This is a genomic window from Aeromonas sp. FDAARGOS 1410 (assembly GCF_019048745.1).
GTDB lineage: Bacteria > Pseudomonadota > Gammaproteobacteria > Enterobacterales > Aeromonadaceae > Aeromonas > Aeromonas jandaei.
In genome coordinates this window covers 2,572,748-2,595,003 of sequence record NZ_CP077401.1, presented here as the reverse complement: position 1 = coordinate 2,595,003, position 22,256 = coordinate 2,572,748, and the positions used below count along the sequence as shown (strand labels likewise).

The following is a 22,256-nucleotide window of genomic DNA, read 5'->3' as shown; positions in this document are numbered from 1 at the left end:
TGTCCGCTCTGCTCTAATTCAGCCACTATTTTTTTCAGAGAGATCAATCAGATGATCGAGTTTCTGCGCCGTTTGGCAGCCAATCGACTGGCGTGGGGGCTGCTCGCTGCCTCCGCTCTGTTCCTTGAGCTGTGTGCCCTCTTCTTCCAGCATGTGCTCGGGCTTCACCCCTGCGTCATGTGCGTCTACGAACGGCTCGCCACCCTGGGTGTGCTCACGGCCGGTCTTGTTGGTCTCATCGCTCCGCAGAAGTGGTATCTGCGCTGGAGCGCCATGCTGCTGTGGGGATACAGCGCCTTCCGTGGCTTCCAGCTGGCCCTCAAGCACGTCGACTATCAGATGAACCCCTCCCCGTTCAACGTCTGCAGCCCGTTTGCCGACTTCCCTAGCTGGGCCCCCCTCGATCAGTGGATCCCCTGGCTCTTCTTCCCGGACGGCGATTGCGCCGAGATCAGCTGGCGTTTCTTCGACTTCTCCATGCCCCAATGGCTGGTCGCCATCTTCGCAGCCTATCTGCTGGTTTTCGTGGTAGTAGCCATCGGCAATCTGGTGAAAGGACGCTGCTGCAGCTGACGTTTGCGTGGACGTAGAGATCGTTAACAACAAAAAGGGGGAGCCATTATGGCTCCCCCTTTCTCATGCTTTCTGACCGCTGGTTACGCCTTGGCGGCGCCCATCTTGGCCTTGATCGCCCCGATGACCATTGGCAGCAGCGAGATGCCGATGATGCCGAAGATAAGCAGGGTAAAGTTCTGGCGCACCACCGGCAGGTTGCCAAAGAAGTGGCCCGCATAGACAAACGACAACACCCACAGCAGACCACCAACCAGATTGAAGGCGAGGAAGCGCGGATAGGTCATGGCACCCATGCCGGCCACGAAGGGGGCGAAGGTACGCACGATGGGCAGGAAGCGGGTAATGATGATGGTCTTGCCACCATGTTTGGCATAGAAGGCGTGGGTCTTCTCCAGATAGTCGCGGCGGAAGATTTTTGAATCCGGGTTGCGGAACAGCTGCTCGCCAAAGAAGTGACCTATGGTGTAGTTGACCACGTTGCCCAGCACTGCCGCGATGATCAGCACGGCCGCCAGGGTATGGACATCCAGCACGCTGCCCACGGTGAGCGCACCGGCAGCAAACAGCAGGGAGTCACCCGGCAGGAAGGGGGTCACCACCAGTCCGGTCTCGCAGAAGATGATGAGAAACAGGATGGCGTAAACCCAGATGCCGTAGTTTTCAAACAGCTCTTTCAAATGCACGTCAACGTGCAGAATAAAGTCGATTGCAAAGAGGATCAGATCCATTTTTCCATACTCGTAAAGTGAACGGCGTGGAGTCTACGCCAATGCCAGTCGGCCCACAATCGCTGGGCCGGCCTCTTTTTAAGCCAGCTAACCCCTCAGCCAAATGAAACCGTTTTTCCTGCTGAACCGCCCGCCCTGACTTATCCAGCAAGCGGGAAAATGGTGACAGAGAGTGTGACTTACTGCTTTACCTCCAGCTCGTGGCGCACCTGCTGCGGCAGGCAACGCTCCCAACCCCACAGCAGAATTAGCAGCAGGGTCGCATCGTCGAGCCAGCCAAAAAGCGGGATCATGTCCGGCACCAGATCTACCGGACTGATGCCGTAAAGCAGGATAAGGATCACCAGCCCCTTGGCCCACCAGGGGGTACCGGGATGGCGAAAGCCCTGATAGAGGCGGCGTACTCGCCGCCAGAGCAATCCGCGTCTGGTGCTCATGACTCTATCAGCTCGCTGCGCAACCGCTGGATCTGATCCCGCAGTGCGGCCGCCTGCTCGAACTCCAGATCCCGCGCATGCTGGAACATCTGCTCCTCCATCCGTTTGATCTCTTTGGCAATCTCGCTGGCAGAGCGGGCATGGTACTCCCCTTGCGGCTCGGCGGCCTTGCGGCTCCCTTTGCCCGGTTTGCCGGTGGGACGGCTTCCCCCCATGTCCATCACATCCCCCACCGACTTGTTGAGCCCCTTGGGCACGATGCCGTGCTTGAGGTTGTGGGCATGCTGCAGGGCACGGCGTCGCTCGGTCTCCTCGATCGCCACCTGCATGGAGTTGGTAATGGTATCGCCGTAGAGGATGACCTTGCCGTTGAGGTTGCGCGCCGCCCGGCCTATGGTCTGGATCAGCGAACGGGTGGAGCGCAGGAAGCCCTCTTTATCCGCATCGAGAATCGCCACCAGCGATACTTCCGGCATGTCGAGACCTTCCCGCAACAGGTTGATCCCCACCAGCACGTCAAACTTGCCGAGGCGCAGATCGCGGATAATCTCCACCCGCTCCACGGTATCGATGTCGGAGTGCAAGTAACGCACCTTGACCCCGTGCTCCGCCAGATATTCGGTCAGATCCTCAGCCATTCGCTTGGTCAGGGTGGTGACCAGCACCCGCTCCTCCACGGCAACCCGCTTGCGGATCTCGGAGAGCAGATCGTCCACCTGGGTGCTGACCGGCCGTACTTCCACCTCGGGATCGAGCAGACCGGTGGGACGCACCACCTGCTGCACCACATCGCCACCGGATTTCTCCAGCTCGTAGGGGCCGGGGGTCGCCGAGACAAACACCGTCTGCGGCATCAGCGCCTCAAATTCGTCGAACTTGAGCGGCCGGTTGTCGAGCGCCGAGGGGAGCCGGAAACCGTACTCCACCAGGGTCTCCTTGCGGGAGCGGTCCCCTTTGAACATGGCGCCGATCTGCGGCACCGTGACGTGGGACTCGTCGATGATGAGCAGGCCATCCCCCGGCAGGTAATCAAACAGGGTGGGCGGCGGCTCCCCCGGCGCGCGGCCAGAAAGGTAGCGACTGTAGTTCTCGATCCCGGAGCAGTAACCCAGCTCCTGCATCATCTCCATATCGAACTGGGTACGCTGGCTGATGCGCTGCTCCTCCACCAGCTTGTTGAGTGACATCAGCTGCTCGCGACGCCCTCTGAGCTCCTCCTTGATGTGCTCGATGGCACCGAGGATAGTCTCGCGCGGAGTGGCATAGTGGGTCTTGGGATAGATGGTGTAGCGCACCACCGTCTGCTCGATGGCGCCGGTCAGCGGGTCGAAGAGGGAGAGGCGCTCCACCTCCTCGTCAAACAGCTCCACCCGCAGGGCCAGCTTGTCCGATTCGGCGGGGTAGATGTCGATCACCTCGCCGCGTACCCGGAAGGTGCCACGCTGGAAAGCCATGTCGTTGCGGGTGTACTGCAGCTCGGCGAGCCGGCGCAGGATATCCCGCTGGTTGATCACATCCCCCACTTTCAGATGCAGCATCATGCTGAGGTAGGCCTGCGGATCCCCCAGACCATAGATGGCCGACACCGAGGCGACGATCACCACGTCGCGCCGCTCCAGCAGCGCCTTGGTGGCCGACAATCGCATCTGCTCGATGTGATCGTTGATGGAGGCATCCTTCTCGATGAAGGTATCGGTGGTCGGCACATAGGCTTCGGGCTGGTAGTAGTCGTAATAGGAGACGAAATACTCCACCGCATTGTCGGGGAAGAACTCCTTCATCTCGCCGTAGAGCTGGGCGGCCAAGGTCTTGTTGGGGGCCAAAATCATGGTCGGGCGATTGAGGGTGGCGATGACATTGGCCATGGTGAAGGTCTTGCCTGAACCGGTCACCCCGAGCAGGGTCTGGTGGGCCAGCCCTGACTCGATACCATCGAGCAGCCTGGCTATTGCAGCGGGCTGATCCCCGGCAGGTTGAAACTGGCTGGCTAGTTTGAACAGTTTGCTCATGAAGACTCCCGACACAAAACAGCAAGTAGCGCAGTGTAACCGAGTGCTCCCCGGCGGTACACTCGCTTGCGGTGGCGCGAACGGCTTGACCCTCTCCGGCGCCTTCTGTATGATGCCCCTCCTTGCCTGATGTTCCCCCGTAGTTCAGTCGGTAGAACGGCGGACTGTTAATCCGTATGTCACTGGTTCAAGTCCAGTCGGGGGAGCCAATTCCTCACCATATCGGTGCAAGTTATCCACTTTAGTGCCCTCCCCAGCTTTTTTTAATGCACAAGATCCCGTTTGCGGATCCGTTTCCCGTTTCCTCCCGCGCTCCCCCTAGCAGAGTTTTCTTCTGTCATATCTAACTATTTGATTTTTATAGCAAGTTTTTTTCTGCGGTATTTTTTGAACAGCACTTGCAGCCCAGTCGTGACGCGGCTTTCCGGCCGATGAACAAGATTCATGAACAGGGTTATCCACAGATTCTGTGGGTAACTGCCGCAATCCCTGTCGGGACGCGGGATAGCTGGCAACCCCGGCTTTTCAGGAGCGGTTTTGCAGCGAAACCTGATTTTATGCTGTTTTTACGCATCTCTGGTCAGTGGCGCAAAAGGGGTCTTTTGAACCTTTCTCGAGATATCTTTTTGCCAGGCCAGTCAGGCTGGGCGAACGGGCAAATCATCCCCTGTTTCACCTCGTGCCCACCCGCTGATCCCGCTGGTTGAATCTTCTGAAACTGATCTCGATCAAGCGTTGTGGCAGCAGAATCTAAAGTTTTTACCTCTGCCATCCCCTAAGCGAGGCCACCAGCATTTTTCACTAATTGACACTGGGGGGCACAGCAATAAGCTCCCTCTTTTTCCCCCTTGCCCCCCTATCGCCTCGAAATAGTGCGAGATCCCTTTCGATTAATCGGCCCCTTGCGCTTCTTTATTGGGGATAGATCCGGCACAATATCGGCCCCACTTTTTTCCTCGGTTTTTCCGGGCATGACCATAGACTTTGTGACACTGCTACATCAAAGCGACTCCCTGCTGCTCTTCGTGGTGCTGGCTTTTGGCCTGCTGCTTGGCAAGGTACGGATTGGCAACTTTCAGATTGGCAACACCATAGGTGTGCTGTTTACCGCCCTGCTGTTTGGCCAGATGGGCTTCGAGTTCACCGCCACGACCGAGAATGTCGGCTTCATGCTCTTCATCTTCTGCGTGGGGATCGAAGCCGGGCCCCACTTCTTCAGCGTCTTCCTGCGCGATGGCATCCACTACATCACCCTGACCCTGGTGATCCTGCTGACCGCTCTCTTCCTGACGGTAGGGCTGGCCAAGTTCTTCAATCTGGGGCCCGGGATGGCGGCTGGCATTCTGGCGGGATCGCTCACCTCGACCCCTGCGCTGGTCGGTGCCCAGGATGCCCTGCGCAGTGGCCTGCTCAACCTGCCCCATCAGACCGATATGCAGGCGGTGCTCGACAACATGGGCATCGGCTACGCCCTGACCTATCTGGTGGGTCTGGTCGGCCTGATGCTGGTAGTGCGCTACCTGCCGTCGCTGGCACGGCTCGATCTCAACACCGAGGCGCAAAAAATTGCCCGTGAGCGGGGTCTCTCCGACAGCGACAGTCGCAAGACCTACCTGCCCATCATCCGCGCCTATCGGGTTGGCCCCGAGCTGGCAGCATGGATTGGCGGCCGCACCCTGCGTGAGACCGGCATCTATCCCCACACCGGCTGCTATGTGGAGCGGATCCGCCGCAACGGCATTCTCGCCAGTCCCGATGGCGATGCCGTCATTCAGGAAGGGGACGAGATCGCGCTGGTGGGCTATCCCGAAAGCCACGAGAAGCTGGACGTCAACTACCGCAACGGTAAAGAGGTGTTTGATCGCAACCTGCTCGACCTGCAGATCGTCACCGAAGAGATCGTGGTAAAGAACGACTCCGTGGTGGGTCGTCATCTGGTGGAACTCAACCTGACCGAGAAGGGGTGCTTCCTCAACCGGGTGGTGCGTTCCCAAATCGAGATGCCGTTCGATCGCAACATCATGCTGCAAAAAGGCGACGTGCTTCAGATCAGCGGCGAAAAACAGCGGGTAAAACTGCTGGCCAACAAGATCGGCTTTATCAGTATCCACAGCCAGACCACGGATCTGGTGGCCTTCACCACCTTCTTCGTGCTGGGGCTGCTGATCGGTTCCGTCTCGCTGGTGTTCGGCCAGATTGAATTTGGCCTCGGCAACGCGGTCGGTCTGCTGCTGGCAGGCATTCTGATGGGGTATCTGCGGGCCAACCACCCTACGGTCGGCTACGTGCCCCCGGGCGCCCTGCGACTGGCCAAGGATCTTGGTCTGGCGGTCTTTATGGTGAGCACCGGTCTCAAGGCGGGTGGCGGCATTCTGGATCACCTGAGCGAAGTGGGTGCCGTGGTACTCTTCTCCGGTATGCTGGTCACCACCCTGCCGGTACTTGTCGGCTACCTGTTCGGGGTCTGGGTATTGAAGATGAACCCGGCGCTGCTGCTTGGCGCCATCACAGGTGCCCGTACCTGCGCCCCCGCCATGGATGTGGTCAACGAGGCCGCCAACAGCTCCATTCCGGCGCTTGGCTACGCAGGAACCTATGCGGTGGCCAACGTGATGCTGACGCTGGCAGGCTCCTTTATCATCGGCTTCTGGTTCTAGCAGCCATCATGTTACCGCTAACAAAGAAGGGAGCCTCAGGCTCCCTTCTTGCTATCTGATTTTCTCCCAAGACGCGGAGCAGGCTCATTGGTGTGATCTCACCTGACTCCAACCATCTACGCTGTCTGCCCCCTATCCTACAATGGTTGACGCTCTGCTCTGCTCTGCTCTGCTCTGCTCTGCTCTGCTCTGCTCTGCTCTGCTCTGCTCTGCTCTGCTCTGCTCTGCTCTGCTCTGCTCTGCTCTGCTCTGCTCTGCTCTGCTCTGCTCTGCTCTGCAATGAGTGATGGCAGATCACGGAAACAAAAAAAGCGCCCTGAGGCGCTTTTTTCATATCAACCGGATGATCAGGCTTTGAACTTGCTGAACACCAGGGAGGCGTTGGTACCGCCAAAGCCGAAGCTGTTGGACATGACGGTGTTGAGCTCGGCCTCTTCGTACTCGCGCACGATGGGCAGACCTTCCGCTTTCTCGTCCAGAGTCTCGATGTTGATGCTGGGGGCGATAAAGCCGTGTTCCATCATCAGCAGGGAGTAGACAGCCTCGTGCACGCCGGCAGCGCCCAGTGCATGACCGGTCATCGCCTTGGTGGCGGAGATCTTGGGGCCGTTGGCGCCAAACAGAGTCTGGATGGCTTCCAGCTCCTTGGTATCGCCAACCGGGGTGGAGGTACCGTGGGTGTTGATGTAATCAACCTTGCCGACACCCTGCATCGCCATCTTCATGCAACGCACAGCGCCTTCGCCACTCGGGGCAACCATGTCGTAGCCATCAGAAGTAGCACCGTATCCGGTCAGCTCGGCATAGATGTGAGCACCACGGGCCAGAGCATGTTCCAGCTCCTCAACCACCAGGATGCCGCCGCCACCGGAGATAACGAAACCATCGCGGTTCGCATCATAGGTACGGGAGGCTTTTTCCGGCGTGTCGTTGTACTTGGTAGAGAGCGCGCCCATGGCGTCAAACTGGATGGTAGAGGACCAGTCCAGCTCCTCGCCGCCACCAGCGAAGACCACATCCTGTTTGCCAAGCTGGATCAGCTCCAGCGCGTGACCGATGCAGTGAGCAGAGGTTGCGCAGGCGGAGCTGATGGAGTAGTTGACCCCCTTGATCTGGTACGGGGTCGCCAGACAGGCAGAGGTGGTGGAAGACATGGTGCGCGGCACCATGTAAGGGCCCACACGCTTGACCCCTTTCTCACGGGCGATGTCCACAGACTCCGAGGTGTTCTTGCCGGAAGCACCACCTGAACCGACCACCAGGCCGGTACGCTCGTTGGAGACCTGCTCTTGCACCAGACCGGCATCTTCAATGGCCTGCTGCATGGAGAGGTAGGCGTAGGCCGCAGCGTCACCCATGAAACGCATGACTTTACGGTCGATCAGTTCAGACGGCTCGAGTTTGATATTACCCCAGACACGGCTGCGCAGGTTGTGCTGCTCGAACTGCTCGGAATAGGTGATGCCGGATTTACCTGCTTTCAGGGAGGCCAGCACTTCTTCCTTGTTGTTGCCGATACTGGAGATGACGCCGATACCGGTGATCACTGCTCTTCTCATTAATTCATCTCGTCTGGAAAAACTGGCGCCAAGTCTACCCGCTTTCGGCTGCCAAACTGGTCTGCTTTCACGTAGAATGCCCGCGTTTTTGTGACGCGAGCCGAGGAAAACGTGAGTCAAACATCCTTACATCATGCCCGATTGGACTGGAACGAGGCGGGAACTCCAGTCTCCAGTGAGTTCGGGGATGTGTACTTTTCCAATGATAACGGTCTAGCTGAAACGCGCTATGTCTTTTTGCAGCAAAACCGGCTGCCAGCGCGATTTTTGCACCACGATCGTGACACTTTCGTGATAGGTGAGACAGGTTTCGGCACAGGTCTTAACTTTCTGGCGACAATGGCAGCCTTTCTTGAACAGGCGCCCCAAACCGGTAACGGCTCTCGCCTTCACTTCATCAGTTTCGAAAAATACCCCCTGACCCAGGGCGATCTGCGCAAGGCGCTGGCCGCCTGGCCCGAGCTCTCTTCCTTGAGCCAGGCCCTCATCGAACAGTGGCCCATTCCAGTGTCCGGCTGCCATCGCCTTATCTTTGCCAGTGGCCGGATCCGGCTCGATCTCTGGTTGGGCGATATCAAGGACATGATGCCGCAACTGCCCCACCACGCAGAGGGGCTGGTGGATGCCTGGTATCTGGATGGTTTTTCCCCCGCCAAAAACCCCGAGATGTGGACGCAGGCGTTGTTCGACGGTCTGGCTCGCCTTGCCCGTCCTGCCGCCACTATCGCCACCTTCACCTGTGCCGGCTTCGTGCGCCGCGGCCTGATTGCAGCGGGCTTTGCCATGAAGAAGGTGAAAGGGCACGGTAGCAAGCGGGAGATGCTGGCGGGGGATCGCATCGACAAGCAGCCGCAACAGACCATTGCCCCCTGGTATGCACGCCCGGCAGGCAGGGATGGCGAGGTGCTGATCATCGGTGGCGGCATCGCCTCGGCCATGACGGCGCTCTCGCTGGTAGAGCGTGGCCGCAAGGTGACCCTGCTCTGTGAAGATGACGAGCCAGCCAACGGCGCCTCAGGCAACCGCCAGGGAGCCCTCTATCCACTGCTTAACGGCGAGCACGATGCGCTGTCGCGTTTCTATTCGCTTGCCTTTGGCTATGCCCGCCACCGCCTGCTGGCACTGACCGAGCGTCATCCCGTCGCCTTTGCCCTGTGCGGGGTAACCCAGCTCGGTTATGACGACAAATCGGCAGCCAAGCTGGCGAAAATGAGTCAGGGCCCCTTCCCGTCCGAGCTGATGCAATCCCTCTCGACCGCGGAAGTAGAACAGGTCGTCGGCCTGCCCTGCGGCCACAGCGGCGTCAGCTACCCGCTGGGCGGCTGGCTCTGCCCGGCAGATCTCACACGCGCCGCGATCAAAGAAGCCCAGGCCAGCGGCCTGCTTGAGGTGGTGTTCAATACCGAGGTGGTTGCCATTACCGAACAGGTGGATGGCTGGCAGGTCGAGAGCCGTGACGGACACCGCTGGCAAGCCCCCAATCTGGTGGTTGCCGCCGGACACAAGCTGCCTGCGCTCATCCCCTTTGCCCAGCTGCCGCTCTATCCGGTGCGCGGTCAGGTGAGCCATGTGCCGACCTCAGCCAGCCTGAGCCGGCTCAATACCGTGCTCTGCTACGATGGCTACCTCACTCCGGCCCATAACGATCACCACTGCATCGGCGCCAGCTATGGCCGCAACCAGACCGATCTTGCGTTTCGCGCTGAAGAGCAGCGCCAGAACCAGGCGCGGCTGCAAGCCTGCCTGCCGGAGCAAAACTGGCCCGGCGAGGTGGATGTCAGCGGCAATGAGGCTCGGGTAGGCGTGCGATGCGCCAGTCGGGATCACCTGCCGGTAGTGGGGCCAGTCGCCAGATTGGCAAGCCTGGCGGATCACTACGCCGGGCTGCACACCGATCAGCAAGGTGCCACCCCCCTACCGTGCCACCCCGGCCTCTATGTGCTGGGGGCGCTGGGCTCACGGGGTCTCTGCTCGGCGCCGCTTTGTGGCGAGCTGCTTGCCAGCGAGATCTGCGGTGATCCGCTGCCGCTGGCAGCCGATCTGCTGGAAGCGCTCCACCCGGCCCGCTACTGGGTACGCAAGCTGCTCAAGGGCAAAGCGCTGGCATAATGCCAACCCCCCGAAACGACAAGGCCGCCCACAGGGGCGGCCTTTCTCTATGTGATGTGTATATCTCGATTAGCCGGACTACTTGGGCCAGTGGACTCCAAGTTGCTCGCCATAACGGGTTTGTCGCTGAAAATCGGCAATCCGGCTGCGGATCTTCACCAACTCTCCCTGCCCCGCCGCCCAGGCGGCATAACGCAGTGCCTGACAGTCGCTGTGAGCAGGCAAGCCAGCAATGGCGCCGCCAACCTGATTGGCACCTTGCTGAACCATCTCCTTGAAGCGGGACTCATAGTCGAACATGCTGGCCAGCAAGCGAGCCCAGCGCTGGCGCGCCGGATCAGCCGCGTTGTTCTTCCCTTCACCACTATTTTCACTCTGGCGCCAGCGGGGTAACTCAACCGTTGCACGGGTGGTGACGGTGACTCTGCTCAGCTGACAGAGCCCCTGCAGCTGATCGGTCTCCAGTTGCCAATCGAGCTGATAACTCGCCTTGCCAAGCACGGGTTTGCCGTTCACCTTGGGGGCACTCTGGGCGATGGCCCGAGCCAGTTGATCTGACTGGGCAGCACTGACCTCATAAAAACGAACATTGATACGGGACTCGGGGACCACTTGCGGCCTGATTGGCTGCGCCTGACTCGCCTGGGGCAACAGCAGCGCCGCAACCCCCACTACCACTCCATAGAACTTGCTGACCATGCCAGACTACCTTCCTTGATTGCACGGGCGAAGTACCGACCTTGGGGAAACGCGCCGCCACACAGATAACGTCTATAGCCTATGTGTGCCAAAGATATGGCGCAACACAATGATGGACCAGAAATCAGAGCCCGCTCACAGGTTCCGTGAGCAGAGTATGGCACAAGGCCAAATCTGTATTTTTATTGGGCAGAGCGACTGATGCGCAGCCAGTTGAGGTGGTAGTTTTTCACATTGATGTCGTGACCATCTATCTGAATGAACTGATCATTTTTAAGACGGTTGGCAAAAAAGTCCTGATCTGCCCCCTCTTTCAGCCACAGCTCGCAAAGCCCCCGTTTTCCCTCCCCGGGATAGAACCGGGGGATCACCAGCACCGCCACACCGTCCACCCGGATGCCATTGCGATTCATGCACTCCCCCTCACTCATGCGCGATGCCAGCGCGGCATAACGGGGAATCTGCCCTTTGGCCACCACCACTACACCGTAGGAGTGGGCTGCCATCAATCGCCGCATGGCGACTGCCTGATGGGGGCCGGTCTGATGGAATCCATCGTTCTTCATGGCAACGGCCGGCAGCGGCAGCAACATCCAGCAAAGGAGCCATATCCAGCGTTTAACACCTGACAAACGACGAAAAACCATACAAAAGCCTCAAAAGAAAACCTGAGGGCGGCAAGGCTATTACGTCAAGAATTCAGGGTAAAGCACCTTTACCCTTCTTTAATTCTGCAAAACTGGCCAAACGTTGATTAGGTTCACACTGCATCGAGTTTCATATCGCCAAATTACCTCTATAGGAATAGACTCCGAACCCCTCTTGTTTAATGGAATGGAATAGATGCTGGAACTCATCATCGGCACCCTGGTCACTCTGGTGGTCGGGCGCGCCATCTTCAAAGGATACTCAGCGACCGGCGTGTTGCTGAGCGGCGGCTTGCTGCTGCTGGTCGTCACGGCCCTGATGGGCAAGCCGGTGCTGCCGAGCAAGGTGACAAGCACCGGTTATATCGCCACCGATATCTTCGAATATGTCCGCTTCCTGCTCAACGATCGTGGCGGCGGACTGGGGATGCTGATCATGGTGCTGTGCGGCTTCGCCGGCTACATGAGCCACATCGGTGCCAACACCATTCTGGTCAAGCTGGCCAGCAAACCGCTCGGCATCATCAAATCCCCCTATATCCTGCTGGTTGCCGCCTATCTGGTGGCCTGTGCCATGTCGCTGGCGGTCAGCTCCGCTACCGGTCTGGGCGTGCTGCTGATGGCAACCCTGTTCCCGCTGATGGTCAACATGGGGATCTCCCGTGGTGCCGCAGCCGCCGTGTGCGCCTCACCGGCCGCCATCATTCTGGCACCTACCTCGGGTGACGTGGTGATGGCCGCCCAGGCCGCCAACATGCCGCTGCTGGACTTTGCCTTCAAGCTGACCCTGCCCATCTCGCTGGTCGCCATCGCCTGCATGGCGGTGACCCACTTCTTCTGGCAGCGCTACCTTGATCAGAAGTCCGGCGAGCACAACGAGCCAGTGGCGCCGAGCGACCTCATCACCACGGCGCCCGGTTTCTACGCCATTCTCCCCTTCACCCCCATCATCGGGGTGCTGGTGTTTGACGGCAAATGGGGCCCGCAGCTCGATATCGTCACCATCATCGTCATGTGCATGGTGCTGGCCAGCCTGCTGGAGCTGGTACGCCTGCGCAACGGCAAGGAGCTGCTGGATGGTCTGCAGGTCTGCTGGCGCAACATGGCCGACGCCTTTGCCGGCGTTGTGATGCTGCTGGTCGGTGCTGGTGTCTTCGCTCAGGGTCTGATGACCATCGGCTTTATCGACACCCTGCTGGCCCACGCCCAGGATCTGGGCTCTGGTGGCATGATCATGATGCTGTCACTGGTGGTGATCACCACCCTGGCCGCTTTCACGACCGGCTCGGGCAACGCCCCCTTCTACGCCTTCGTGGAGCTGATCCCCAATCTGGCCACCAGCCTTGGCATCAACCCGGCCTATCTGGTGATCCCCATGCTGCAAGCCTCCAACCTGGGCCGCACCATTTCACCGGTCTCCGGTGTCGTGGTCGCCTGTGCGGGGATGGGCAAACTCTCGCCATTTGAAGTGGTCAAACGCACTTCGCTGCCAGTGGCCGTCGGCCTGCTGGTGGTGATCGTCGCTACCCAGATCATGGTTCCGGCCTGATCGCTGACCAGCCCGGTCTGCGCCGGGCTGGTATCTCTCCCCCCCTTTGCAGTAGACTCTGTGCTCTTTTTCCCCAAAGGAGGACCGAGATGAGTATTACGGTTCAACTTGCCCACTTCAGTGATTGCCACTCCCATTTCGATGGTGCGCCGATAAGCTTCACCCCCGCCGGAGAGTCCCAGTGGCGCACCCAGTGTGGCGGTTATGCCCGGATCCTGACCCGCCTGACCCAACTGCGCGCGCAAGCGGCAGCAGCAGGTCGCGGCTGCCTTTTTCTGCACGGCGGCGACTCCTTTCAGGGCTCCCTCTATTTCAACCGGTTCAAGGGGCGGGCCAACGCCGACCTGCTCGCCATGCTGGCCCCCGATGCCATGGTGATTGGCAACCATGAATTCGATCTGGGCAACGGCCAGTTGGTGGAGTTTCTGCGCCAGCTCGATTTTCCGGTGCTCGCGGCCAATCTGGACAACAGTCAGGAACCGGCCGATACGCCTCTTCGCCTGTGGGATATTCCCCACCTCTACGACGCCCATCAGCCCTGGCATCGCCGGGTCATCGATGGCGTCCCCTTTGCCCTGCTCGGGATCACGCTGGCCCAGATGGCGGCCATCGCCAATCCGGATCCCCACACCCGCTTCCACGGGGTGAACGAGACCCTGACCCGGGTCATTCGCGAGATCAAGGGCGAAGGGATCCACCATATCGTGCTGCTGAGCCACCTCGGGCTGGATCAGGACAAGCTGCTGGCCGAACGCTTCCCCGAGATCAGTCTCATTGTTGGCGGCCATACCCACAGCCTGCTGGGGGATCTTGCGCCGCTGGGCCTGCCAAGCGAAGGGGATTATCCCCTGATGCACAATGGCGTAGCCATCATGCACGCGGGCCACAGTGCTCTCTGCCTTGGCGTCTGCGAGCTCACCTTCGATGAAGCTGGCCGCGTGGCAGATAGCCACGGCCAGCTGGAGTGGCTCCCCTGGCAACCCTGGCCGTTCGGCTCCACGCCGCCAGCAGGACTCACTTTCTGCGAGCCGGATGCCAGGCTGGAGCAGCATCTGGCCAAGCGCTACCGGCCGGAGATCGAGACCATGACCCAGCGCATCGTCACCAGACTCGATACACCGCTCCCCCATCAGCGCCTGCCGGATGCCAACCTGCCTCACGGCAGCCATGTCGCACCGCTGGTGGCCCATGCCATGCTGATGGCGGCCCGGGAACAGGTGGGCGAGGTCGATTTTGCCCTGCACAACGCAGGTGGCGTGCGCTGCTCGCTGGAGCCGGGCCCCTTGAGTGAGGCCGATATCGCCGGTCGCCTGCTCCCCTTTGCCATTCCCCTCACCCTCTACCGGGTACACGGCCACGAGCTGGCGGAAGCGCTGGAGAATGCCATCGACAACGCCACCAATAATGGCGTGGTCGGCAATGGCAACGGCAGCTTCCCCTACACCGCCGGGGTGCGCTTCACCTACCAGGCCGATAGGCCGAAAGGTCAGCGTATTACCCGTCTGGAGTGGGAGCCTGCGCCAGACTGCTGGCAACCGGTGGAGTCCGACCAGGTCTATCGCGGGGTATCGAGCGCCTATACCGCCTCCGGCAAGGAGGGCTACACCGCGCTGACTCGCACCCTGACCCAGCACAATCAGGAGCTTGGCATCACGCTAGCCGATGCCTTTATCCGTTGGGCTCGCCATCAACCCGCCCTGCGGGCCATGCCGCCGAAGGTCGAATACCTGGCGTAAAGGCCCATCGATGTGCCGGTCTGCATTCACACCGGGCAGACAGGCACTTTTCGTCTCTGAAACCGCTCTTTTTCGACAATATTTGCCCCGGATGGGCCTGCACCATTGCATCATCCGCGCGGGCTCGGCAAGATAGGCCCGCTTTCAAGACCAGCTTCAGGAACAGGCGATTTAATGAATCACTCCATCCGTTTCACTCCCCCCCGCGTCAATCCGGCCATCAGGCCCACAGCCATCTTGCTGACCGGTCTGCTGGCGCTGCTCTTCTGCCTGCGCAACCCGCTCGTTCATGCCATGGCGCCGGGGTTTGACGCCTCGCTCTTTGCCGTCATGGGCAAAATGTGGAGTGAAGGAGGCGTGCTCTATCGCGACATGATCGATATCAAGGGACCGATGATCTTCGCCCTCGATGCACTGGGGTATGGTCTGGGTGGATTTGTCGGGATCTGGGCGCTGGAGTGGGTGCTCTGCTGGCTTGGGCTGATGGCCAGCTGGCAGGCTTTCTCCCAGCTTGGCCTCTCGGTCAGGGCGCGCCTTGGCGCCATGCTGGCACTGCTGGCCCTCTATGGTACCCGTTACTACTACGGCAACATGACCGAGGACTGGACTTTCCACCTCGCCCTCATCGCCCAGTGGGCCTTCATCACCCTGTTGCTGGACAAAGGCTTTCGCTGGTGGCCGGCGCTGGTGGCTGCTCTCACCTTTGCCATCGTCGCCTGGATGCGTACCAACAACGGCGCCTTCTGGGGTGCTTGGTATCTGGTGCTGTTCTGCCACTGGTGCCTGCACGAGAAGTGGCGTGACGCCATCCTGCTGCTTGTCTCCAGCCTGCTCGGTCTGGCGCTGATTGGCGGCCCCCTCTACGGCTACTTCCAGCAGCACGACCTGCTGGCGGCCTTCAAATACTACGCCTTCGACATCTTCTTCGAGGGGAGCTACGGCAACGGCTTCTCCCCCATGGTGGGGGCCGTCGGCTTGCTGCGCACCGGTCTGGTGATGCTGCTGCCCCCCTTCATCCTGCTGATGCTGAGCCGCCGTCAGGAGTGGTATCTGCCCGCCCTGCTGGCAACCTTCTTTGGCGTGCTGTTTACCCTGATCGCCAACTCGGTCTCCGGCCATGTGTTCGATCACTACGATGTGCTCTATCTGCAGCTGGCTCTGCTGCCGCTGGCGGTACTGCTGGATCGCAGCGAGCAGAAGGCCGATGCCCTCGGTCTGCTCTGCATCTCGCTGGTGGTGCTGACCGCCAGCTGGCTGCTGGCCCAGCAGCTGGTCTTCGGCTGGAGCACCAAGGAGTGGTCCCTCGAGCGGGTTAACGAGGTGCTCGGCACCAGTTTGCTGTGGGCCCTGCCGGTACTCATTCTGGTGCCCCTGTGGCGCGCCTGGGATGTGCGCAGCGCCACCCCCTGGCTCGCCACCCTGGCCATGCTGCTGCTGATGATCAACAACGCCTGGGAAGGAACGCTCAAGGGGCGCCCCTTCAACCCGGCCGCGCAGGTGCGGGTCGATCGCATCAAGGCCGAGACCAGCCCGAGCGACAAGATCTGGGTCGACGGCATCCAGCCGCAATATTATCTCTGGACCGATCGTCAGCCGGCCTCTGCCTATCTCTTCTTTGCCAACGTCAACCCGCCCTATGACGTGCGGGCACGGGTGCTGGCGGACATCCAGCGCCAGAACCCCAAGTTCATCATCGCCAAGCCGGATCGGGTGAGCGAGGAGCTGAAAAAGCCGAGCTCGCCCTCCCATCTCGCTTTCTATCAATACCTGACCAGCCACTATGAAGAGGTGGATCCGGGTCTCTATCGTCGCCGATAACCAGCGCAGAGACGTAAAAGGGCGGCCATTTGGCCGCCCTTTTTCCATCCCCTCACTCCTCACCGGTAGGCAAGCAGGCCCGCGATGACTACAATGGCCCACTTTTGGATGTAACGGGTGACAGACATGGCGGAACTGACCTATCTCGGGGGCTATCCCGAAGCGCTCAAGGCACAGGTGCAACAGCTGATCGCGGCAGGCAAACTTGGCGAGATGCTGGCCAAGCGCTATCCGGATAGCCACCAGATCCAGAGCGACAAGGCGCTACTCGCCTACACCATGGAGCTGAAAAACCGCTATCTCAAAAGCTCTGCGCCCCTGTCAAAGGTGGTGTTTGACAGCAAGATCAACGTCATCAAGGATGCCCTCGGCCTGCACACCTACATCAGCCGGGTACAGGGCAACAAGCTCAAGGCCAAAAACGAGATCCGCATCGCCGCCCTGTTCAAGGAGGCACCCGCCCCCTTTCTCAAGATGATCGTTGCGCACGAGCTGGCCCATATCAAAGAGAAGGATCACAACAAGAGCTTCTATCAGCTCTGCCAGCATATGGAGCCCGACTATCATCAACTGGAGTTTGATCTGAGGCTCTGGCTCACCTGGCGCGATATCGACAAGGCCAACCGCTAGGTTGACGGTGGTTTCAAGGAGGAAACATGTCATTTGCCGCTATCCCCTTTAGCGCCCCGCACGTTATTGCCAATGTGGTGATTGCCAATTTGTGCCGCGCAGCCCGTCCCCGAGGCATGTCACACCGGCTGCTGGCCCTGTTCATGCTCTGCTCTTTCTTCTCACACGGGGCAGAGCGCTGGCAGAGCGACAGCTATATTACCGAGAGTTTTATGGCCATCGCCATGGAGCGGGAGTATCACGAAACCGCTCACCCGCGCTTCACCCGCTGGCAGCAACCGGTGCGCTTGCAGCTCATCAACGAGTCGGGGGACAAGCCGCTGCAGGCGGAGGTGGTCAAGGTACAAGCCGCCCACCTCGCCCGCATCACCGGCCACCCTATCAGCATGGTGACCAGCAAACCCAACCTCACCCTCATCATGACCGACTACCAGCGGATGAAGGGTTGGGCCAAGCGCACCATGGGCAACGCACCTTCGGTCAATGCCGCGCTCAAGGAGGGGCTCTGCATTGGCCACTTTGCGACCAACAAGCAGCACGAGATCAGCAGTGCCACCATCATCATTCCGGTTGATTACAGCCGCGCCAAGGGGCGCTTTCTCGACTGCGTAGTGGAGGAGTTTACCCAGGTGATGGGGCTGCCCAACGACTCGGACAAGGTGTTTCCCTCCATCTTCAATGACAACAGCATCGACAGCTTCCTAACCGGCCTCGACTATGTGCTGCTCAAGCTCGCCTACCACCCTGCCCTCAAGGCGGGGATGAGCAGCGACGAGGTTCGGGCGGCCCTGCCGCTTGCCATCAAGGATCTGCGCGCCAAAGGCGAGATCAGCGAGGCAGACCGCCGCGTTCAGCAACAGAGCCTCAAAAGCTGGGCCGGGCTCTGAGTTTCAGCCAGCACCAAGCGTCAACTCGGGAAGCATCAGCTCCGGCTCACCCGGCGAGCCGGCACCAAAACAAAAACGCAGCCATGGGCTGCGTTTTTGCTGTCAAATCCACCAGTGGCAAGCCTTTTCAGGAAGCCAGACTCTCTTCCGGCATCCAGCTGTCTGCATTTTCCCACACCTCCTGCACCATAGCCTCGGCAAGCTCCTTGTCCTCCTTGCTGGCACGGCTGACGGTCAAGGACATGCTGCTGCCCGGGGCGACGCGGACATGGAGATCGGGGAACTTCTCGCCCAGCTGCTTGAGCAGCTCCTGGCGCAGCGCTTCCATGGTGGAGGTCGGGATCTGATGTTTTTTGTCGATGATGATTTCCAGACGCATAGGATACTTCTCCATGATGAATAACTGTATTTTTATACAGTATTCCTGAAAAGTAAAGTACCCGACAAAAAAAGAGGCAAATGACCCCTAAAAAAGATCGAGCTGCTGGCCGCAGATCCGCTCGAACGACTCACCGACAAAGGGGAGGATCGCATCGGCAATGGGTTTGAGCTGCTTGTCGATGTAGTGTTCATAATCGATGGGGGTGCGCCGGTACTCCAGCGGCTCGGGGCCATTAAGGGTCATCAGATAGGCGATGGAGCCCCGATGCTGATAGCGCTGGGGCAGACCGCGGCGCAGGTTCTCTTCATCCGCCAGACGCGCCGCCCGCACATGGGGTGGCACATTCTTCTGATACTCCTCGAGCTTCTGGCGCAGCCGCTTGCGATAGACCAAGAGCTCGTCGTGCTGGCCGGCCCGGGTCTCGTCCACCATGGTACGCACATAGCTGCCGGGATCCTGGTCGTGAAACACCATTTCGTAGAGACGGGTCTGAAACGCCTTGGCAAGGGGCGTCCAGTCGGTGCGCACCGATTCGAGCCCCTTAAACACCAGTTGCTCCTCTGCCCCCGCCTCCTTGCCAGCCACCAGCCCCGCGTAGCGCTTCTTGCTCCCCTTCTCCAGCCCGCGGATGGTGGGCATCAGGAAGCGGCGATAGTGGGTCTCGTACTGGATCTCCAGATAGCTCGGCAGGTTGAACTCGCGCTTGATCAGCGCAGCCCAGTTATCGTTGATCATCTTTGCCAGCCGCCGGCCAATCTCGTCCGCCTGTGCGGGACTGGTCTCCTTGCCAAGGTGCACGAAGGTGGAGTCGGTGTCGCCATAGATCACCTCGAAACCCTCCCCTTCGATCCACTCCCGGGTCTGCTGCATGATGCCGTGACCGCGCAGGGTGATGGAGGAGGCAAGCCTCGGGTCGTAGAAGCGGCAGCCCCCTGAGCCCAATACCCCGTAGAAGGAGTTCATGATGATCTTGATGGCCTGGGAGAGCGCCTTGTTGCTGGCAGCCTTGGCCCGATCCCGCGCCGCCCACAGGGTGGCGATGAGATCCGGCAGGAAGTGGCGCTCGCGGGAGAACAGGGCGCCGCGAAAGCCGGGAATGGCGTGGTCGGGATGCTGCAGCCCCTCGATGAGCCCCATGGGGTCGATGCAGAAGGTGCGGATGATGCTGGGATAGAGGCTCTTGAAATCGAGCACCAGCACGTGGCGATAGAGGCCGGGTTTGGAGTCCATCACATAGCCGCCGGGGCTTGCCAGCCCACCGTCGGCCGGCAGATTGGGCGCCACGTAGCCGCCGCGATGCAGCCGCGGCAGGTAGAGGTTGGTAAACGCCGCCACCGAGCCCCCTACCCGGTCCAGCTCAAGGCCGGTGAGGGAGGCACGCTCGATGGCAAAGGGGATGAGGTGGCAATAGTCGAAGATCTCCCACACCAGCTTGCAATCTTCCAGGTTGTAGCGGGCCAGCGCCTCCTTATCGGAGTGGAACAGCTCGGTGATCTTCTCCCCCCGGTTGGCCACATCCTCGATATCCTTGCCACGGCCAAGCAGCTCGCTCGCCACCGCATCCAGGCTGTAGCTGGCAAACTGCCAGGTGGCGCTTTTCAGGGTGTCGATGCCATCCAGCACCATGCGCCCGGGGATAATAACGTTGCCAGTCTGGGGGTCGTTGCGCGATGAGCGCCAGAAGCAGAGCTCGTGGCCGCGCCCCAGCCGCAACCGCCGCTTGTTGAGCTCGGCGCGGCGCAGCAGCAGGCGAAAGTCGAAGTTGACCACGTTCCAGCCGATGACCAGATCGGGGTCGTGCCGCACAAACCAGCGCTCCAGCGCACTCAGCAGGGCGCTCTCGTCAGCGACCCACTCGACCCGGGTTCCCCAGCTGTCGGCATCGGCCTCCGGCGTACCGATCATGATGACCCGTGCATCCTCTTCGCTGTAGAGCCCCACCGAGAAGAGCGCACCATCCATGGCACACTCCACGTCCAGCGACACCCAGGAGAGGGTCGGCGTCACCGCCTGCGGTGCGCAGCGCGCCTCGTTCACCTCCCAGTAGCCGTGCTTGCCCCCTTTCTTGAGAGTGCGCCCCTCGAAGCGCACGCCGGCGGTAATGAAACGCTCCATCAGGTAGCGCTCCGGCAGCCGGATATCCGCCTCGAAGTGCTCAAGCCCGCGGATGAGCAGCAGCTCGATGGCGCGGTGAAAGGCGCTCAGGGTGGCAAAGTAGCAGCCCACTACGGCGCGGCCGTCGAAGGTGTGCATCGGCAGACGGCGAAACCGCCCACTCACCCCGGCCCCCTTGAACAGCTCGGCGGCTTCTTCCATATGGCTCTGTGGCAGAAAGAAGACCGGCTCCTGCCCCGGCACCACCACCCGCACCGGTCCCTGCTCGCTCCAGAGCCACATCACAATCTCGGTGCGTTCCGGCTGCTCGCCACGGCCGCGCACATCCCGTCCGTGACGGGTCAGAATAAAGCCATCTCGCGGCGGTGTAGTGGATGGGATGGACGGGTGATCGGTCATGCAAGTCATCGGGATCAACATGGAGATGGGAGTATTGTACGTTCATACAGTGCTTTGCTGCAATTGCCACGCCAGCCGCCATGGCCTAACCAAGCTCAAGCTGCGAGCCGCGCCGCAAACTGGTAAGCTCGGCCAGAGTGGCAGCTAATGCCGGTGGTGGCTGTATTCGCGATGCCATTCATCCCCCCACTCTTCACCCGATATCAGGAGGCCATGGTGGCGCTTTACTCTCTGCTGGATCAGCTGGCCATTCCCTATCAGCGCATCGATCACGCCCCCGTCTTCACCTGCGAGGAGGCCAGCCGGCTGCTGCCCGACCTGCCTGCCGCCAAGAGCAAGAATCTCTTCCTGCGCGACCCGAAAAGCGAGCGGCTGTTTTTGGTGGTCACACCGGAGGAGAGCCGGGTCGATCTCAAGGCGCTGGCAACCGCCCTTGGCGTCAAGCGGCTGAGTTTTGGCTCGCCAGAGCGGCTCGAGGCCGTGCTTGGCCTTACCCCGGGTTCGGTCACCCTGCTCGCCATGGTGCGCGACAGGGAAAACGCGGTAGAGTTGGTGGTGGACGAGGCCATCTGGCAAGCGGAGCAGATGCAGTGCCATCCGCTGGTCAATACCGCCACCCTGATTATCCGCCTCGACGATGTGCGCCGCCTGCTGGCCCACCTCGGCCGGAAAGCCACCGTCATGCGGCTGCCGGTCATGGCCACTGATTGAATGGCAGGTGCAACCCCCACGGCACGGGAGCAGCCAGTGCCAACCCGCTACGAATGCCGCCCGGCTCGCCTGACCGATACCGCTGCCTATCGCAACTATGTGGCCGAGTGTGCCGACGCCGGATTGCCCCTCTATCAGGTCGCACAATTTGATCCTGACAGCTGGCTACAAGCACTGCTGGATCATGCCAAAGGGCATAACCTGCCCAGCGGCTATCCGACCACCACCACCTATTTTGCCCTCGATGCCGGGGAGATCCTCGCCACCTTGCGCCTGCGCCACGATGACAACGAGGCCAGCCAACAGTGGCTGGGCCACATCGGTTACGAAACCCGTCCCTCCCGTCGTGGCGAAGGGGCTGCGAGCTTGCTGCTTGGCTGGGTACAGCAACACATTTTGAGCAAGCCGGTATTGGTCAGCTGTGACGAACAGAACCAGGCCTCCTGCAGGGTGATTGCGAAAGCAGGCGGAGTATGGCTGGCGCGACGCTTCCATCCGGGAGATCGCTGCTGGTTGGCGGTGTACCGGATATTCCCTCTGCCCCATCCGATAGAACACGCCCCAACATAACCAGCCGATAGCAATAAAAAGAGCGCCCGAGGGCGCTC

19 protein-coding genes and 1 tRNA gene are annotated in these 22,256 nt (G+C 60.4%); 12 read left to right on the top strand and 8 right to left on the bottom strand.

All coding sequences use genetic code 11. The features are described from left to right. Positions 1-51: 51 nt before the first annotated feature. Positions 52-573: a disulfide bond formation protein DsbB gene (gene dsbB, locus I6L40_RS12075; RefSeq protein WP_071909962.1), complete on the top strand. Its 522-nt coding sequence runs from the start codon at positions 52-54 to the stop codon at positions 571-573. Between the two features lie 83 nt (positions 574-656). Here the strand turns inward: dsbB and I6L40_RS12070 are convergent, their stop codons facing one another. From I6L40_RS12070 to uvrB, 3 genes are all read right to left on the bottom strand, one after another. Then, positions 657-1,304, bottom strand: a complete 648-nt coding sequence (locus I6L40_RS12070; RefSeq protein ID WP_033115822.1) for a DedA family protein — start codon at positions 1,302-1,304, stop codon at positions 657-659. Positions 1,305-1,483: 179 nt separating this feature from the next. Then, positions 1,484-1,741 carry a YkvA family protein gene (locus I6L40_RS12065; protein ID WP_071909960.1) on the bottom strand — a complete coding sequence of 86 codons (258 nt, stop codon included), beginning with the start codon at positions 1,739-1,741 and terminating at the stop codon, positions 1,484-1,486. Next, positions 1,738-3,750, bottom strand: a complete 2,013-nt coding sequence (gene uvrB / locus I6L40_RS12060; protein ID WP_042030616.1) for an excinuclease ABC subunit UvrB — start codon at positions 3,748-3,750, stop codon at positions 1,738-1,740. The genes I6L40_RS12065 and uvrB overlap by 4 nt, the downstream gene beginning before the upstream one ends. A gap of 133 nt (positions 3,751-3,883) precedes the next feature. On the opposite strand from uvrB, the gene I6L40_RS12055 reads away from it, so the two are divergent. The 3 genes from I6L40_RS12055 (at position 3,884) to I6L40_RS12045 (ending at position 6,690) form a co-directional block, all read left to right on the top strand. Continuing rightward, positions 3,884-3,959, top strand: a tRNA-Asn gene (locus I6L40_RS12055). Between the two features lie 762 nt (positions 3,960-4,721). Next, complete coding sequence (locus I6L40_RS12050; protein ID WP_033115819.1) at positions 4,722-6,407, top strand: aspartate:alanine antiporter; 1,686 nt, start codon at positions 4,722-4,724, stop codon at positions 6,405-6,407. Positions 6,408-6,549: 142 nt separating this feature from the next. Continuing rightward, the gene (locus tag I6L40_RS12045; protein ID WP_216994312.1) at positions 6,550-6,690 is read left to right on the top strand and encodes a hypothetical protein; all 141 of its coding nucleotides are present in this window, start codon (positions 6,550-6,552) and stop codon (positions 6,688-6,690) included. Positions 6,691-6,754: 64 nt separating this feature from the next. On the opposite strand, the gene fabB is transcribed toward I6L40_RS12045, so the two are convergent. Further along, positions 6,755-7,966 carry a beta-ketoacyl-ACP synthase I gene (gene fabB / locus I6L40_RS12040; protein WP_071909954.1) on the bottom strand — a complete coding sequence of 404 codons (1,212 nt, stop codon included), beginning with the start codon at positions 7,964-7,966 and terminating at the stop codon, positions 6,755-6,757. Positions 7,967-8,056: 90 nt separating this feature from the next. Between fabB and mnmC the strand changes: the two genes are divergently transcribed. Continuing rightward, the gene (gene mnmC, locus I6L40_RS12035; protein ID WP_192849727.1) at positions 8,057-10,075 is read left to right on the top strand and encodes a bifunctional tRNA (5-methylaminomethyl-2-thiouridine)(34)-methyltransferase MnmD/FAD-dependent 5-carboxymethylaminomethyl-2-thiouridine(34) oxidoreductase MnmC; all 2,019 of its coding nucleotides are present in this window, start codon (positions 8,057-8,059) and stop codon (positions 10,073-10,075) included. Between the two features lie 78 nt (positions 10,076-10,153). Here the strand turns inward: mnmC and I6L40_RS12030 are convergent, their stop codons facing one another. Together I6L40_RS12030 and I6L40_RS12025 are read right to left on the bottom strand one after the other, a co-directional pair. Beyond that, positions 10,154-10,774, bottom strand: coding sequence for a DUF922 domain-containing protein (locus I6L40_RS12030; RefSeq protein ID WP_071909950.1), 621 nt, complete (start codon positions 10,772-10,774; stop codon positions 10,154-10,156). Between the two features lie 182 nt (positions 10,775-10,956). After that, on the bottom strand, positions 10,957-11,367 hold the full coding sequence (locus tag I6L40_RS12025) for a hypothetical protein (RefSeq protein ID WP_232097909.1): 411 nt from the start codon (positions 11,365-11,367) through the stop codon (positions 10,957-10,959). Positions 11,368-11,617: 250 nt separating this feature from the next. Here I6L40_RS12025 and dcuC point away from each other — a divergent pair, with 250 nt between their 5' ends. The 5 genes from dcuC to I6L40_RS12000 all read left to right on the top strand — a co-directional run bounded on the left by dcuC (position 11,618) and on the right by I6L40_RS12000 (position 18,041). Then, positions 11,618-12,970, top strand: a complete 1,353-nt coding sequence (dcuC, locus tag I6L40_RS12020; protein ID WP_033115719.1) for an anaerobic C4-dicarboxylate transporter DcuC — start codon at positions 11,618-11,620, stop codon at positions 12,968-12,970. Positions 12,971-13,059: 89 nt separating this feature from the next. Beyond that, positions 13,060-14,706: a bifunctional UDP-sugar hydrolase/5'-nucleotidase gene (locus tag I6L40_RS12015; RefSeq protein WP_071909946.1), complete on the top strand. Its 1,647-nt coding sequence runs from the start codon at positions 13,060-13,062 to the stop codon at positions 14,704-14,706. A 174-nt stretch (positions 14,707-14,880) separates the two neighbouring features. After that, entirely contained in the window at positions 14,881-16,524 is a 1,644-nt protein-coding gene (locus I6L40_RS12010; RefSeq protein ID WP_071909944.1) for a hypothetical protein, read from the top strand. Between the two features lie 126 nt (positions 16,525-16,650). Continuing rightward, complete coding sequence (locus I6L40_RS12005) at positions 16,651-17,154, top strand: M48 family metallopeptidase (RefSeq protein WP_071909942.1); 504 nt, start codon at positions 16,651-16,653, stop codon at positions 17,152-17,154. A 26-nt stretch (positions 17,155-17,180) separates the two neighbouring features. Then, a complete protein-coding gene (locus tag I6L40_RS12000) occupies positions 17,181-18,041 on the top strand; it encodes a DUF2927 domain-containing protein (RefSeq protein WP_071909940.1) in 861 nt (286 codons plus the stop codon). Positions 18,042-18,168: 127 nt separating this feature from the next. Here I6L40_RS12000 and I6L40_RS11995 read toward each other — a convergent pair whose 3' ends face one another. Continuing rightward, positions 18,169-18,420 carry a DinI family protein gene (locus tag I6L40_RS11995; protein ID WP_033115714.1) on the bottom strand — a complete coding sequence of 84 codons (252 nt, stop codon included), beginning with the start codon at positions 18,418-18,420 and terminating at the stop codon, positions 18,169-18,171. Positions 18,421-18,507: 87 nt separating this feature from the next. After that, positions 18,508-20,946 (bottom strand): DNA polymerase II, encoded by a 2,439-nt coding sequence (locus tag I6L40_RS11990; protein WP_216994311.1) that lies wholly within the window; start codon positions 20,944-20,946, stop codon positions 18,508-18,510. Positions 20,947-21,150: 204 nt separating this feature from the next. On the opposite strand from I6L40_RS11990, the gene I6L40_RS11985 reads away from it, so the two are divergent. Continuing rightward, positions 21,151-21,648: a prolyl-tRNA synthetase associated domain-containing protein gene (locus I6L40_RS11985; RefSeq protein ID WP_192849728.1), complete on the top strand. Its 498-nt coding sequence runs from the start codon at positions 21,151-21,153 to the stop codon at positions 21,646-21,648. Positions 21,649-21,684: 36 nt separating this feature from the next. Next, a complete protein-coding gene (locus I6L40_RS11980) occupies positions 21,685-22,218 on the top strand; it encodes a GNAT family N-acetyltransferase (protein WP_239693779.1) in 534 nt (177 codons plus the stop codon). Positions 22,219-22,256: the final 38 nt, after the last annotated feature.

What these genes read in the sequence shown, in the direction of transcription:
- dsbB (WP_071909962.1), top strand. Translation starts at nt 52, where the DNA reads ATGATCGAGTTTCTGCGCCGTTTGGCAGCCAATCGACTGGCGTGGGGG.
- I6L40_RS12070 (WP_033115822.1), bottom strand. Translation starts at nt 1,304, where the DNA reads ATGGATCTGATCCTCTTTGCAATCGACTTTATTCTGCACGTTGACGTG.
- I6L40_RS12065 (WP_071909960.1), bottom strand. Translation starts at nt 1,741, where the DNA reads ATGAGCACCAGACGCGGATTGCTCTGGCGGCGAGTACGCCGCCTCTAT.
- uvrB (WP_042030616.1), bottom strand. Translation starts at nt 3,750, where the DNA reads ATGAGCAAACTGTTCAAACTAGCCAGCCAGTTTCAACCTGCCGGGGAT.
- I6L40_RS12050 (WP_033115819.1), top strand. Translation starts at nt 4,722, where the DNA reads ATGACCATAGACTTTGTGACACTGCTACATCAAAGCGACTCCCTGCTG.
- I6L40_RS12045 (WP_216994312.1), top strand. Translation starts at nt 6,550, where the DNA reads ATGGTTGACGCTCTGCTCTGCTCTGCTCTGCTCTGCTCTGCTCTGCTC.
- fabB (WP_071909954.1), bottom strand. Translation starts at nt 7,966, where the DNA reads ATGAGAAGAGCAGTGATCACCGGTATCGGCGTCATCTCCAGTATCGGC.
- I6L40_RS12030 (WP_071909950.1), bottom strand. Translation starts at nt 10,774, where the DNA reads ATGGTCAGCAAGTTCTATGGAGTGGTAGTGGGGGTTGCGGCGCTGCTG.
- I6L40_RS12025 (WP_232097909.1), bottom strand. Translation starts at nt 11,367, where the DNA reads ATGTTGCTGCCGCTGCCGGCCGTTGCCATGAAGAACGATGGATTCCAT.
- dcuC (WP_033115719.1), top strand. Translation starts at nt 11,618, where the DNA reads ATGCTGGAACTCATCATCGGCACCCTGGTCACTCTGGTGGTCGGGCGC.
- I6L40_RS12015 (WP_071909946.1), top strand. Translation starts at nt 13,060, where the DNA reads ATGAGTATTACGGTTCAACTTGCCCACTTCAGTGATTGCCACTCCCAT.
- I6L40_RS12010 (WP_071909944.1), top strand. Translation starts at nt 14,881, where the DNA reads ATGAATCACTCCATCCGTTTCACTCCCCCCCGCGTCAATCCGGCCATC.
- I6L40_RS12005 (WP_071909942.1), top strand. Translation starts at nt 16,651, where the DNA reads ATGGCGGAACTGACCTATCTCGGGGGCTATCCCGAAGCGCTCAAGGCA.
- I6L40_RS12000 (WP_071909940.1), top strand. Translation starts at nt 17,181, where the DNA reads ATGTCATTTGCCGCTATCCCCTTTAGCGCCCCGCACGTTATTGCCAAT.
- I6L40_RS11995 (WP_033115714.1), bottom strand. Translation starts at nt 18,420, where the DNA reads ATGCGTCTGGAAATCATCATCGACAAAAAACATCAGATCCCGACCTCC.
- I6L40_RS11990 (WP_216994311.1), bottom strand. Translation starts at nt 20,946, where the DNA reads ATGACTTGCATGACCGATCACCCGTCCATCCCATCCACTACACCGCCG.
- I6L40_RS11985 (WP_192849728.1), top strand. Translation starts at nt 21,151, where the DNA reads ATGGTGGCGCTTTACTCTCTGCTGGATCAGCTGGCCATTCCCTATCAG.